We start from the raw sequence: 12,750 nt of genomic DNA on the forward strand, positions 1-12,750 counted from the left end.
AATATAAATGAAAATCAGGCTAATAAAAACGAATTGATTGATTAGATTGTTACACAACATTTCAAAGCATAGCCGTAATACCTAGAAATAGTTTTCAACAAAGCGAAAAGTAGTTAATGGCAAAAACAAATCTTATAACCCGAGAGGGTTACTCACAATTACAACAAGAGCATGACCACCTTTGGAATGTGAAGCGCCCAGAAGTCACCAAGATTGTGAGCTGGGCAGCCAGTTTAGGGGATCGCTCTGAAAACGCAGATTATCAGTACAACAAACGTTTACTTAGACAAATAGACCGCCGTGTACGCTATTTACGCAAACGCATGCCGGACTTACAAATCATTGATTATTCACCGCAACAAGCAGGTAAAGTGTTTTTTGGTGCCTGGGTCGAAGTCGAAAACGAACAAGGCGAAGTGCTCAAGTTTAGAATTGTCGGCCCCGATGAAATTTATGATCGTAAAGATTACATCTCGATTGACTCTCCGATGGCCCGTGCATTATTAAAAAAACAGGTTGATGATGAGTTTTATGTTACTACACCGCAAGGGAAAAAAGAGTGGTATGTAAATAGTATTGAATACCCTGGAGCAAAATAAAAACAATCATAACAACACAAAGATAGTTCAGATTAAGTTCATAATTGATTGTCTAATGTGTATATGTAGACTATAAATAGAGTTACTCAAGTAAAGCATTTTGCACTTGAGGTGGTAATTAAAAGGTCGTGTTATGTCAAACTTAATGCATCGCATATTTAATAATGCTGTATTATTTACACTCTTAATGAGTGTGAGTTTGACCGTATTTGCCCATGACTTTGACAACTCAACTGAACTTTCTACTCCAACCGCCCACTACGTTGCTTGTGATATTCCCGACCAAGCAAACCTTGACGTTGACATAGATACCCATGCCAACGCACTTTACTTTGGGGCGCTTCAACCACTCCCTGAAGCCACACTTTCACATTATGTGAGACCACAATTAGCATCACTTTTTAATCGTGCTTCGGTACGAGGGCCACCTACTTATTTTATTTAATTCATTACTTTAAAAAATATTAAATTTAATAAAAATGGTGACTACTATGGCTAATTTCAAAGAATTACGTACTCAAGATGTATCAAAAGGCGTATTATCTCATGTATACAGCGACACTCAGCCGCTAATTGATCTAACTTCTCCCGCTTTAAAAATGGTAAATAACTTTACCCAAAAAGATCCGCTACGCGCTCATTACGACATCAGCATTATCGAAGCACTACAAAAAACCAGCAGCCAACATACTGACTTTATTTTAGTAATTGATGATAACGAAAAACTAATAGGTATTGTCTCTAGTGCTGATTTACAAAGTGCAAAAATTACAGTGCTTTCACAACGTTTAAATGTACACCGCACTGATCTTACCTTACGTCATGTTATGACCCCACTAAGTCAATTAACAGGCGTTAGCATGCAAAGCTTAAGTTACGCGTGCATTGGTGATGCACTACAAACAATGGAGCATCACGGTACTATGTTTTTACTCGTGACCACCGCACATAACGAAATATGTGGTTTATTGTCAGCACGTGAAATTACTAAAACATTGCAAATTCCACTGCATATCAGCCCTATTGCCCATACTTTTAGCGAAGTATTGGAAAATATTGAACACCCTCATTAATACCCCTTTTACCGCGTTGTGATATCGATTTGAAAAAGGCCTTAAAAGCTCTGCTTTTAAGGCCTTTTCATTGCTTAGTACTGTGATATTATTCAGTTAGTCTTACTGTGCCAGTAAAGCAATACTGGCTTTATTTTTCGTTTGAAAAGGTTTATGCATGAGCACACTCTCTGCACGTTTAGCCACTGAGCTAAATGCTCAACAGCAGCAAATTGTTGCTGCTACAAAATTACTTGATGAAGGGGCAACTGTTCCCTTTATTGCTCGCTACCGTAAAGAAGTAACCGGTGGTTTAGATGATACTCAGCTACGTTTATTAGAGCAGCGTTTATCATACCTACGTGAACTAGAAGAACGTAGAACATTTATTTTAGCGACCATTAAAGCGCAAGATAAACTGACCACATCGCTTGAAGCAGATATAAATAATGCCGCTAGTAAAACCGAGCTTGAAGACTTATACCTTCCTTATAAAGCAAAACGTCGTACTAAAGGTCAAATAGCGATAGAAGCAGGTATCGAGCCACTAGCTGATGCACTTTTTAAAGACCCGACTCTAGATCCTGAGCAGCAAGCAAGCCAGTTTATAAATAACGATGCAGGCTTTGCAGATAATAAAGCGGTTCTTGATGGCGCTAAGTTTATTCTAATGGAACGCTTTGCTGAAGATGCTAAATTATTAGCAAAGTTCCGTAGCCACATCAGTCAACATGGTCAGATAGAAGCAAGTATCATTAAAGGCCAAGAGCAAGCGGGAGCAAAATACCGAGATTACTTTGAGCACCAAGAGCCGCTTAAAAAAATCCCTTCTCACCGTGCGCTAGCCATGTTGCGCGCTCGCAATGAAGGTATTTTACAACTAAGTATTAACCCTGAACCAAGTGCCGAAGACCCAAGTATTGTTTGTGCCATCATGATTGCCGATCACTATCGCCTTGATATAAAAAGCCAAGCCGCCAGCGCATGGTTGATGACAGTGGTGCAATGGGCATGGAGAATAAAACTTGGCCTACATTTAGAAAACGAATTTTTAGCCGCCATGCGCGAAAAAGCCGAAACGGGTGCGATTGATGTATTTGCTAAAAATTTAAAAGACTTATTAATGGCGGCACCTGCTGGCGCACGCACAACACTTGGCCTTGATCCTGGCCTACGTACCGGCTGTAAAATCGCAGTGGTTGATAGCACAGGTAAGTTATTAGCAACACAAACTATCTTCCCACATGCACCACAAAACCACTGGGATAAATCATTACGTACCCTTGAGCAATTATGTCGTCAACATAAAGTTGAGCTAATCGCCATTGGTAATGGTACTGCATCGCGTGAATCTGACAAACTAGTTGCTGAACTTATCAAAGCGAATAGCGAGCTTAAACTCAATAAAATCATGGTTAGCGAAGCCGGTGCATCGGTTTATTCTGCTTCTGAATTTGCCGCCAATGAATTCCCTGATCTTGATGTATCATTACGTGGTGCAGTGTCTATTGCCCGTCGCCTGCAAGACCCTCTTGCCGAGCTGGTGAAGATAGAACCTAAATCAATTGGTGTGGGGCAATATCAGCACGATGTGTCACAAAGTCAGTTAGGTCAAACTCTAACAGCAGTGGTTGAAGATTGTGTAAATACCGTGGGTGTTGATTTAAATATGGCCTCTGTGCCGCTGTTAACTCGTGTATCAGGGCTAAATAAAACCTTAGCGCAAAACATTGTTAACTATCGCGATGCTAATGGCTCTTTTGCCAAACGTTCAGAGCTTAAAAAAGTAGAGCGTTTAGGACCAAAAGCGTTTGAACAAGCGGCTGGTTTCTTAAAAATCAGTAACGGTAATGATCCGCTAGATAACTCATCTGTTCACCCTGAAGCTTACCCTGTTGTTAAGCGTATTTGTGAGCAAAACAGTTTAGACGTTAACAGCCTTATTGGTAACTCTGAACTACTCAATAAACTCGTTGCTAACGACTACATTGATGATAAATTTGGCCTACCAACGGTGACCGATATTATTAGCGAGCTTGATAAACCGGGTCGCGATCCTCGCCCAGAATTTAAAACCGCTGAGTTTAAAGCCGGTGTTGAAAAAATCACTGACTTAAAACCCGGTATGATATTAGAAGGCGTCGTGTCTAACGTCGCAAACTTTGGTGCTTTTGTTGATGTGGGCGTACATCAAGATGGTTTAGTGCACATATCAGCAATCACGAATAAGTTTATTTCTGATCCCCGAGAAGTGGTTAAAGCTGGCGATATTGTGAAAGTAAAAGTAGTTGAAGTCGACGCTGCACGTAAACGCATTAGTTTCACCATGCGTTTAGATGATGACATTGATACTAGCAATAAACCAGCCCCACCGACTAACCAAAAGCCGCAAACTAATGCTCGTGGTAACAATCACCAGTCTCGTGCAGCTAAACCCAAACGCGATACAGGTAATGCGATGATGGGCAATGCCTTTGCCGATGCCTTCGCCAATGCCAAAGTGAAAAAATAACGCGTAAACAAAAACGCCACAAACTGGGTTTGTGGCGTTGCTGTTCTGCTATTTAAATTTTCTTTAAAAATAATAACGAAATACTGCAGCTGCGATGTCAGCGTATTCATCTGTGTAACTGTAGGAAGCAGCAAACGCTATTTTATCAGTGACTGCGTAATTTATACCCGCTTTTAACAGAAGGTTATTTTCACTTTCAACATCATGCAAACGTACATAACCAGCTCCTACACCATGTAAACGCTCATAACCAACGCCTGCATTTATTTCAAATTGTTCGGTCAATAAATGTCGAATTTGTGCAGTTACTTCAAAAGAGTCAGCTGCTTCTGATCTTTCATAGTTTGTTTTTGAAACATCAATAACATTACCATCAGATTCAAGTCTATGTGCAAGTGTTTCCTCAGTTTTAATCTTACTTTTCCCATATTTCAGGGCATAGTCAACAGAAGTTTCTCTTGAAAGATGTTGAATGTATCCACAGCCAACATTATAGCGAGTTAAATATCCGTTGTTTCATGATAAGAATCTGTCATATTAGACGGGGAGGTGCCATCTGGTAGAGGAGCAAATGATGTAAATGCAGTAGTGCTAGAATAATCAACACGACTTTGAGAATATGAGCCTGTAACGTACCAATTTTCAGAAAGTTGTTTGCTAAGATTAATAACATACCCATCGTAACCAGAATACCTTGAGCTGTCAGGGTCTGTTTTATCATTGCTTTTAATGTCAGTTTTTGCATAGCCAACTTCAACATAATCATAGCTTAGGCTTGATGCTTGATTTGCCGCTGCGGTGATTGAGAAAAGAGTTAAAGCGCCTGCGATTACTGCATATTTCATTTAATTGTCTTCCTTAATAAAATTCGCAGGAAAAGTAACAATTAGAAATGTTCTTAACAACATAAAATGCAATATAGTGTAAACAAACGTGAAACTTTTAATTGGGAGTCTTATATAATAGGCAAAAATTGACTACTTAAATAGTCGCGGAAAAGCCTGCTTGTCCATAAGGTGAGGTTGCTGCTTGATAGAATTGCGCAATACGCCCTGCTCGCGCGTCAACATCAGCATCGCGTTTAGCTGTCGCAGTTTCAGAGTTTGTAATTGATGCACTTTGCTCGCCGGCATTATCTATTTTAAAACTTGCGCCATTGCCTTCATCGCTGTCATCGTTATTTTCAGGGGTTGTTAGCTCCGCTTGGGCTGCCGCAAGCTTTTGGGTCGCATCTGCAGCAATGGCTCTATCTGCACTTGAAGGTTCAGCTGGCGCAAGCGCTGCAGCGCGAACTGTTTGCATTTTCTCTATTGTGGCTTGTGGGTCGCCTTCGACTTCAGCAACATCTATTTGCACTTCACCGCCAACCGCATAATTTTGCCCATCAGGGCCGCGTTGGTATTCGTAACTCGGTGAGCCTGCATACTGACCACCGATAGATGCATGGGCTTGTTCGTGAACGCGCACTTCAGTGTCTCGCGCTTTCAGCTCTTCAATTTGTGCTGCGTCTAACTCTTCTTGCTCTGCTACTTGCTGCTCTTTTTTAGCTTCTTTTTGTTGTTCTTCGCTTTGTTGATCAGGGTTTTGTTCGCCCTGCTCTCGTTCTTGAACAACCGTTTCGTCAGCAACCTTACCTTTAGAATCGTAAGTAACGCTTTCAGAGGTACCAGGTTGTTTAGCTTTATCATTATCACCAAGCGCTTTATTTTCAGCGTTACTCGGTTTAGTGGCCGCAGGAGGGGGAATTACTTCACGTAGTTGATTGTCACGCCGAGCGGTTTCCGTATAAACATTAGCCGTGTTTATATTTACATTAGGAAATGGCGTGACGATATTCATATTTAATTAAACTCGCACATCAATTAAAGTGCCCAGTACTTCATCAGCGGTTTGAATAGTTTGCGCATTCGCTTTCGCGTTAAACTCTTCAACTTTTAAGTTGACCAAAGCTTCATCGATTCGCGCGGGCTGCGAAACTGGCGCAGTCACGGCCTCTTCAGGGCGTGCTGCTTGTAATTGGCGCTGCTGCGCGAGCTGTGCATCGTCTTGCTGATCAATGCTGGCACGGTTAATCTCCGCGCTTGCCTTTTCAATACCTTGGCTGGCACGGTTAAACCCTTCTACCCCATTATTAAACACAGATCCGATTGGCATATTACACCTCCACCAATGTTAGATTTAATTAATTATCGCTCATAAAACAGACAAAATAAAGTATAAACCCTTTATATTTGCAGGCTTGCCATTACACGTTTTTAAAGCATTGATTTAATAGCGGATAAGAATTCTGCTTTATGCGAGATAAACGGTGCATGCGATGCTTTATCGATAACTTCGTATTCAAAGTCACTGTGCAACGCTTTAATCTGAGTAATTGCTCGATACGGGACTAATGCATCGAGACGGCCAAACACCCCACGTACTGGCACCTTAGATGTTGCAAGCAAATCACGTAAATCTTGTTGTTGTAAAATCTCAAGGCCTGCTGTCAGTGCTTCATTTTTAGGTGCAGGAAACTCATTTAATAATTGTTTTAGCTGCTTAATATCATCCCGTGCACTTGTACTGCCCATGGCTTGGATTGCTAAAAATCGCTCTATGGTTTTTTCCCGGTGTGTAACTAATTGCTCTTTAAAGGCATTAAGCACGTCGGATTTTATGCCAGGCCACTCAAGTTGCTCGGCAAAAAATGGCGTTGATGCGACCAAAATAACTTTAGCGACTTTTTCGGGCCAATGCTTAGCAATATACAGAGCAAACAAACCGCCCAAGGACCAGCCCATTAGTGTTGATTTAGGTTGTAATTGCTCACTTAGTTGCTTTGCCGCATCGTGGAGATTGTAAGGCTGCGGGCATTGCTGGCTGTTTCCGTAACCTGGTAAATCTAAGCACTTTACAGTGCCTGTGTGGAGAAATTCTAACTCAGGTAAAATTACCTGCCACACCCCTTGGTTCATACCCCAGCCGTGTAGTAGTACTAACTCGTTTTGCATTTTTGCCAACCCTCATCCAAACTTAGCGCTCATAATAGCGTTTAAAGGAATGAATGCAATGTCTAGCTTAAGTGAGCGTACCAGCGCCCTGTTTGATTGGTTTTTTCCATCATTCTGCACCCAGTGCCAAACCCCTATCAAAGCGAGCCAAGGTATTTGTGACTGTTGCCTCAACGATTTACCTCTATTGGATTTAAGTACGCAAGCAAACTTGTTACACCGGCCTGACATTATTGAGTTTTTCCCTGATTGCCAATTTGATCATTTAATTGCATGTGCCTGGTATAGACCCCCTTTTGATAATTGGCTCAGCCAACTAAAATTTAGCAATCAAATTTATTATAAAAAAGCATTGCAACAAGTAATTAAGCAACAGCTAGCAGCCAGTAAGCTATGCTGTGAGCACTGGCCTGAGCTATTTATTATTTTACCTTTACACAACAAGCGGTTTCTACAGCGCGGGTATAATCAAGTAGCACAAACATGGGCGGCGTGTTTACCGGCAGATACAATCAACCTTAATTATCTACAAAGACCTAAAAAAACCAAAGCACAATCGAGCTTAACTAAAGCAAAAAGGATAAAAAATTTACAAGGTGCGTTCGTATGTAAGGATGATTTAACCGGAAAAACGGTGGCTATTGTAGATGATGTAATGACCACTGGTGCAACACTCAATGCAGCAACAGTGGTTTTGAAAGAAGCTGGCGCTGAGCAAGTGTGGGCTTTTGTTACTTGCCTAACGCCACTAGGACGATAATCTTATTCGCTGTTTGCTCTAAATGTATGACCAAAAAACAACGCATTGCTTAGTAAGCGACTAGTGCCGTACCAGTAACCTCTAAACACAGGGTTATCTGTCATGCCAATAACATTACCACGACTATAAGAATGAGCCACAAGGCCAGCTGCACCAGCAACTTGCTCTACGTTCACATCATCAGTAAATCCTGCTAATAACGGCTTTTGTGTGTATTGCAATACATTGACAAATGGAGCTGATGAAGTCTCTAATAACCAGGTACTATTTTTAAACACAGGTAACGTTTTACGCTCAAGGGAATAGGTAAGTGGGTGTGTTAAATCAACATGCGTGTTGAATATTGCACCTGCAATGCGCTGTCTACCCGCTAAGTGATCTTTATCGCCATAGTTTAAGCCGCCTGTGTTAAATGCACTAGCAACATCTTGGCGCGATAAATAACCTGTTTTTAATAGTTGTTGGTCAACTAAAAACTTAGCGCCACCTTTGTGTCCCCAAATAACCCCGCCTTTGCGGACCCATGTTTTAATAGCAACTTTATCTGCATCACTCAAGCTGTTGTAATTACCATGCGCCAGTACGATATGACTATAGTCACTAAGCTCTAATCGCCCTAAGCGCTGCATTTCAACAATAGTAGGCGCAACACCTACAAAGCGGTCAAGGTAATACCACACTTCACCGACTTCATATTGACTAGTACCTTGTCCACCCACTAGTAACACTTTAGGTGCTTTAACAACCGCGAGTGAGCGTGAGCCTAAATCGGCGCCTTTTGCTGTTAAACCAGAAGTAATTGGAGTTACTTCAATGCCAAATTCGCTTTGTGCTGCGCTTAATAATTCAACCCAATTCTCTTGCTCTTGGATACCCGCAGGAACAATAATACTACCTGCGGCAAAGTCGACACTCTTTGCTACTGATTTGGCCGAGAGCGGACTCAGCGCAACTCGAGCTTTAACGCCTTGGCTAAGCAGTTTATTCAGCATTTTTGGCGCTAAATAATTATCCCACTTAAAACCAAAGGCATACTGATTTGATAACGCTGTAAAGTTCGGCTTTGCAATTTTTTGCCATGCATTATCACTCACATCGAGTCCCCAGCCACTTTTAACTGAAGCAAACTCAATGTTAAATGCGTGAGCCAATGTCCAGCCTGATACATCGTAGAAAGTGTTATCAACAAAGCGTTTTTGCTCACTAAACACCGCTTTTACCAAACGAAATTGTGGTTGCGCCAATGGCACAAAGTAGCTGCCCTCAGAAAAACGCTTGCCATCAGCTTTTAGTTCTTTATTTAATGGATAAGCCTCTATTTGATGCTGTTTTAATAAATCTAAAAATAACCCTAAGCGAGCTGGGTCGTTACCTGCTTGCACCACATAACCTTTAAAGTCTTCTTCGTTTGCAAGCTCCACTGCTTGATTATAAAATTTTGCCTGATAATCAAGTAAGGCTTGGCGATTGTCTATCGCAGCTTGAAACGTAGACATGCTGGTTAAGAGCTGGTTTTTAATTGTGAAAGGGAAAGTTAAAGTGCCGTTTTGAGTTTCTTGTACATGACCACGCGAGCTCGCTTGCTCAAATAAAATACCCACACCGCCATTCACATCTGGATAGGTTGAACCTTTACCATAATAAAAGTCATCGAAGCTTTCTTCAGTGAAATACAATGCATTGTTTTCATCTAACGTTTTTGCATGATAATTAGCAATTGCTTTAGTTAGACTGACGTTTTCATCTGGAGTAATTGGGTGCTTACGGGTTGGAATACCTGGCTGGAAAAAATAAGTACTGTTTGGCCCCATCTCATGAAAGTCAGTTAAAACATTTGGTTTCCAATGATGGAATTTAGCAATACGTGCACGCGATTCAGGGTGTTGTAACAACAACCAGTCACGGTTTAAATCAAACCAATAATGGTTTGTGCGGCTACTTGGCCAACTTTCAACATGCTCACGGGTTTGTGGGTCAGATGATAAATTCATACCTCGGTTACTGTTAGCCCAATTAGCAAAACGCGCTAAGCCATCAGGGTTCAATGACGGATCAAGTAAGATGACTGTATTGTTTAATAACGTTTCTACTTCTTTGCCTTGCGCTGCAGCTAAATAATAAGCTACCAATAACGCTGTATTACTGCCTGATGATTCATTACCATGAACGCTGTAACCCATCCATACTACTGCTGGTTGGTCTGCTTTTTTAGCGTTTTTATCTGCCAGGCGCGCTAAGTGAGCTTGGCGTGTTTGCTCAATATTCGCTAACTTATCAGCTGCGGTAATTGTTAGCATTACTAAAGGACGCTGCTCATGAGTGCGGCCAATCACTTCAAAACTCATACGGTCACTTTTATCAGCCAGTATTTCCATGTATCGAACTAGCTGGTCGTGACGCACGTGCCACTCGCCCACTTCATAGCCTAAGACTTCTTTTGGAGTAGGGATTGCTGGGTCAAATTTTACGTCGTCTTCAAAATAATACGACAGCGGCTGAGCCAAACTCGAAAAGCTCAAAAATAGTGTAAAGATTGTTATTATCAAACGCATATAAAACACTCATAAAATGATCAATGTTTGCACGCTAACATTGCTTAAATTAGATGCCAACTTTTTACGCTCAACACTGGCGACAACGCGATGAGCGGAGTATGATACTCAGTATCCGAGTAATGAAGAGCGTATTGACCTTTCAGGATTGGATTTGTTCAACCTAGGAATTCCTTAATCGCGGCGCGAGGGCTGTAGCATAGTTTTTCTATGTAAAGTCCGAGCAACAAAGAGTAAGGTATTCCTAGGCAGAACCCTTAGGGCAGTGCGTGTTTGGCTTTTATACTGCGTTATCACACGATTTAAGTAGAGCAACTACACTTCACGTGTTCCGCCTTGCCTAAAAACCAAACACACTACTGCAAAAGCAATCTCGAAAGGTCAGTACGCTCTAAACAAGTATAGTTGTTTTATGATTTCTATTTCCGAAACCGCACAATCACATTTTGCAAAATTATTAGCTGACCAAGCTGAACAAACCAATATTCGCGTATTTGTTGTTAACCCTGGTACATCACAAGCTGAGTGTGGTGTTTCTTACTGCCCTGAAGATGCTGTTGAAGCAAGCGATATTCGCCTTCCGTTTAATGGCTTTGATGCTGTGGTTGACGCTGAAAGTGCACCATTTTTAGAAGAAGCAGAAATTGATTTTGTTACTGACAAAATGGGCACCCAGTTAACGCTTAAAGCGCCTAATGCTAAAGCCCGTAAGATTGGTGATGATGCTACCCTTAACGAGCGTATTCAGCACATGCTAGAAACCGAAGTAAACCCGCAGCTGGCTAACCATGGTGGCCAAGTAAGCCTAGTTGAAGTAACAGCTGAAGGCATTGCTGTACTGCAATTCGGTGGCGGTTGTAATGGCTGTTCTATGATCGATGTCACATTAAAAGAAGGCATTGAAAAAGAGATGATTGCTAAGTTTGATGAAATTTCAGGGGTTGCTGATATTACCGATCACCAAGCTGGCGATCACTCTTACTACTAAGCAACATGATAAAGCCGCTGATATACCGTTTAGGCTCAAACCCTAAGCTCAGCTTAAAGCGCTTTTTACGCGGCCTAGCACTGTTTGTGCTGGCCGTTATATTTATAGCGCTGGGCTACTTTAGCCACTACACTCTTCAAGTCATTGGTTTGGTTATTCTTCTTGTCGCCCTGTTTTTTGCAGCTTGGGGGTACGTTGGAATATTTGCCAATCGTTTTTCACAAGTTTTAAATAAAACCACACCTGAACAAGATGATCCCGATCTGTGGAAATAGCCTTGCTTTTCAACCTCTTCTAGTATTAGTTCTAAGATTGTCAACACAGCTTCTTGAGTAGCAGTGTAACCAGTGCATATTCATTTGTAATCATGCAGTTGCGATTGTTTCGTTCTACCCAAGCTAATGCCGCTTGCGCAAACTCACAGTTGTCTGCCATTGACTGTTGCACTGCTTGAACGAGCTTCACGACTTGTAGAAATGACGATTTATATTCTGTTAGCCTAAGGCTTAAAAGGTAATTTTGAACTGGGCACATAATGTTATTAATCAGTGAGAAAAATACATCATAAAATCTCAAGTTAGGTTTAGGTAAAGGGGTTTTTAAGCTATGCCCAATTTATTTAAAAACAATCACTTTTATAATTTAGTTCTGCAAACTCGCTAATCCAAGCTCTTCAGATGCGAACCGTTTTCCCGTTAATTTTATTAACCAAGTACTACCTGAAAAATTGCGGCTAAAGTACACCGTCTGCCCACTTGGTATATGTGGCATAAACGACGTTATCGATTGCCACTTCCCATCTGTTTTGTCCTTTAACTTCATCGCCGCATTGAAAAAGGTACCATCTTTATTTGTCTTTACTTCAAGTGCGGTTAAACGGTTTTCATCCCCAATCTCAATTAATGCGCTTTCACCCAATAAAGCTAATAAAGCGGGCTGATGAATAGGGGTTAATAGCTTTAAAGTTTCAGCTACTTTGCTATCAATTGTTATTTCGTTTTTTAACTTATAAATATCAGCTTTAACGGCAAAAACAGGTTCGGCATTAATTTGATAACTTACCAATAATAAAGCCATGGAGCTAAGTAATAAATAGACGTGTTCTTTCATAATACAATATATCCTTTCGTTAGTTTGATAATGCTAGCATAATTTAAAATAACCCATAAAAAACGCTAATCCATTAATATTCATAGTATTCTTTTATTCATAGATATGAATATTGGTGATCCCTCTATCTCTAGATTAGCTAATTGGTGATAATAAAGCGTCAACAATAAATAAAAGAATATTA

Annotated in this window: 14 protein-coding genes; 7 read left to right on the plus strand and 7 right to left on the minus strand. The window is 41.0% G+C overall.

Annotated features, from left to right (window positions below; all coding sequences use genetic code 11):
• Nucleotides 1-116: 116 nt before the first annotated feature.
• The 4 genes from greB to NQT69_RS17610 all read left to right on the plus strand — a co-directional run bounded on the left by greB (nucleotide 117) and on the right by NQT69_RS17610 (nucleotide 4,163).
• Nucleotides 117-599, plus strand: coding sequence for a transcription elongation factor GreB (gene greB / locus NQT69_RS17595; RefSeq protein WP_256828975.1), 483 nt, complete (start codon nucleotides 117-119; stop codon nucleotides 597-599).
• A 133-nt stretch (nucleotides 600-732) separates the two neighbouring features.
• On the plus strand, nucleotides 733-1,044 hold the full coding sequence (locus tag NQT69_RS17600; protein WP_256828976.1) for a hypothetical protein: 312 nt from the start codon (nucleotides 733-735) through the stop codon (nucleotides 1,042-1,044).
• Nucleotides 1,045-1,090: 46 nt separating this feature from the next.
• Nucleotides 1,091-1,672, plus strand: a complete 582-nt coding sequence (locus NQT69_RS17605) for a CBS domain-containing protein (RefSeq protein ID WP_256828977.1) — start codon at nucleotides 1,091-1,093, stop codon at nucleotides 1,670-1,672.
• A gap of 157 nt (nucleotides 1,673-1,829) precedes the next feature.
• Complete coding sequence (locus NQT69_RS17610) at nucleotides 1,830-4,163, plus strand: Tex family protein (RefSeq protein ID WP_256828978.1); 2,334 nt, start codon at nucleotides 1,830-1,832, stop codon at nucleotides 4,161-4,163.
• A 63-nt stretch (nucleotides 4,164-4,226) separates the two neighbouring features.
• On the opposite strand, the gene NQT69_RS17615 is transcribed toward NQT69_RS17610, so the two are convergent.
• The 5 genes from NQT69_RS17615 to bioH form a co-directional block, all read right to left on the minus strand.
• A complete protein-coding gene (locus NQT69_RS17615) occupies nucleotides 4,227-4,448 on the minus strand; it encodes a hypothetical protein (protein ID WP_256828979.1) in 222 nt (73 codons plus the stop codon).
• A 215-nt stretch (nucleotides 4,449-4,663) separates the two neighbouring features.
• Nucleotides 4,664-5,008 (minus strand): hypothetical protein, encoded by a 345-nt coding sequence (locus NQT69_RS17620; RefSeq protein WP_256828980.1) that lies wholly within the window; start codon nucleotides 5,006-5,008, stop codon nucleotides 4,664-4,666.
• 136 nt (nucleotides 5,009-5,144) lie between these two features.
• A complete protein-coding gene (locus NQT69_RS17625; protein ID WP_256828981.1) occupies nucleotides 5,145-6,002 on the minus strand; it encodes a putative metalloprotease CJM1_0395 family protein in 858 nt (285 codons plus the stop codon).
• Nucleotides 6,003-6,008: 6 nt separating this feature from the next.
• On the minus strand, nucleotides 6,009-6,317 hold the full coding sequence (locus tag NQT69_RS17630; protein ID WP_256828982.1) for a hypothetical protein: 309 nt from the start codon (nucleotides 6,315-6,317) through the stop codon (nucleotides 6,009-6,011).
• A gap of 101 nt (nucleotides 6,318-6,418) precedes the next feature.
• Nucleotides 6,419-7,156: a pimeloyl-ACP methyl ester esterase BioH gene (gene bioH / locus NQT69_RS17635; RefSeq protein ID WP_256828983.1), complete on the minus strand. Its 738-nt coding sequence runs from the start codon at nucleotides 7,154-7,156 to the stop codon at nucleotides 6,419-6,421.
• Nucleotides 7,157-7,214: 58 nt separating this feature from the next.
• On the opposite strand from bioH, the gene NQT69_RS17640 reads away from it, so the two are divergent.
• Nucleotides 7,215-7,916 carry a ComF family protein gene (locus NQT69_RS17640; protein WP_256828984.1) on the plus strand — a complete coding sequence of 234 codons (702 nt, stop codon included), beginning with the start codon at nucleotides 7,215-7,217 and terminating at the stop codon, nucleotides 7,914-7,916.
• Between the two features lie 2 nt (nucleotides 7,917-7,918).
• Here the strand turns inward: NQT69_RS17640 and NQT69_RS17645 are convergent, their stop codons facing one another.
• Complete coding sequence (locus NQT69_RS17645) at nucleotides 7,919-10,468, minus strand: M14 metallopeptidase family protein (RefSeq protein ID WP_256828985.1); 2,550 nt, start codon at nucleotides 10,466-10,468, stop codon at nucleotides 7,919-7,921.
• A gap of 412 nt (nucleotides 10,469-10,880) precedes the next feature.
• Here NQT69_RS17645 and nfuA point away from each other — a divergent pair, with 412 nt between their 5' ends.
• Nucleotides 10,881-11,456 carry a Fe-S biogenesis protein NfuA gene (gene nfuA / locus NQT69_RS17650; RefSeq protein ID WP_256828986.1) on the plus strand — a complete coding sequence of 192 codons (576 nt, stop codon included), beginning with the start codon at nucleotides 10,881-10,883 and terminating at the stop codon, nucleotides 11,454-11,456.
• Nucleotides 11,457-11,461: 5 nt separating this feature from the next.
• Nucleotides 11,462-11,731, plus strand: a complete 270-nt coding sequence (locus NQT69_RS17655; RefSeq protein WP_256828987.1) for a hypothetical protein — start codon at nucleotides 11,462-11,464, stop codon at nucleotides 11,729-11,731.
• Between the two features lie 367 nt (nucleotides 11,732-12,098).
• On the opposite strand, the gene NQT69_RS17660 is transcribed toward NQT69_RS17655, so the two are convergent.
• Nucleotides 12,099-12,566, minus strand: coding sequence for a hypothetical protein (locus tag NQT69_RS17660; protein WP_256828988.1), 468 nt, complete (start codon nucleotides 12,564-12,566; stop codon nucleotides 12,099-12,101).
• Nucleotides 12,567-12,750 lie beyond the last annotated feature (184 nt).

Origin of the sequence: Pseudoalteromonas shioyasakiensis, from assembly GCF_024518675.1 — a bacterium.
In the GTDB taxonomy this organism is placed as follows: Bacteria; Pseudomonadota; Gammaproteobacteria; order Enterobacterales; family Alteromonadaceae; genus Pseudoalteromonas; species Pseudoalteromonas shioyasakiensis_B.

Bases quoted from the DNA above. Each gene is read 5' to 3' on its own strand.
- NQT69_RS17660 (WP_256828988.1), bottom strand. From the start codon at position 12,566: ATGAAAGAACACGTCTATTTATTACTTAGCTCCATGGCTTTATTATTG.
- NQT69_RS17630 (WP_256828982.1), bottom strand. From the start codon at position 6,317: ATGCCAATCGGATCTGTGTTTAATAATGGGGTAGAAGGGTTTAACCGT.
- NQT69_RS17655 (WP_256828987.1), top strand. From the start codon at position 11,462: ATGATAAAGCCGCTGATATACCGTTTAGGCTCAAACCCTAAGCTCAGC.
- NQT69_RS17600 (WP_256828976.1), top strand. From the start codon at position 733: ATGTCAAACTTAATGCATCGCATATTTAATAATGCTGTATTATTTACA.
- NQT69_RS17625 (WP_256828981.1), bottom strand. From the start codon at position 6,002: ATGAATATCGTCACGCCATTTCCTAATGTAAATATAAACACGGCTAAT.
- NQT69_RS17645 (WP_256828985.1), bottom strand. From the start codon at position 10,468: ATGCGTTTGATAATAACAATCTTTACACTATTTTTGAGCTTTTCGAGT.
- NQT69_RS17640 (WP_256828984.1), top strand. From the start codon at position 7,215: ATGTCTAGCTTAAGTGAGCGTACCAGCGCCCTGTTTGATTGGTTTTTT.
- NQT69_RS17605 (WP_256828977.1), top strand. From the start codon at position 1,091: ATGGCTAATTTCAAAGAATTACGTACTCAAGATGTATCAAAAGGCGTA.
- NQT69_RS17610 (WP_256828978.1), top strand. From the start codon at position 1,830: ATGAGCACACTCTCTGCACGTTTAGCCACTGAGCTAAATGCTCAACAG.
- bioH (WP_256828983.1), bottom strand. From the start codon at position 7,156: ATGCAAAACGAGTTAGTACTACTACACGGCTGGGGTATGAACCAAGGG.
- greB (WP_256828975.1), top strand. From the start codon at position 117: ATGGCAAAAACAAATCTTATAACCCGAGAGGGTTACTCACAATTACAA.
- NQT69_RS17620 (WP_256828980.1), bottom strand. From the start codon at position 5,008: ATGAAATATGCAGTAATCGCAGGCGCTTTAACTCTTTTCTCAATCACC.
- nfuA (WP_256828986.1), top strand. From the start codon at position 10,881: ATGATTTCTATTTCCGAAACCGCACAATCACATTTTGCAAAATTATTA.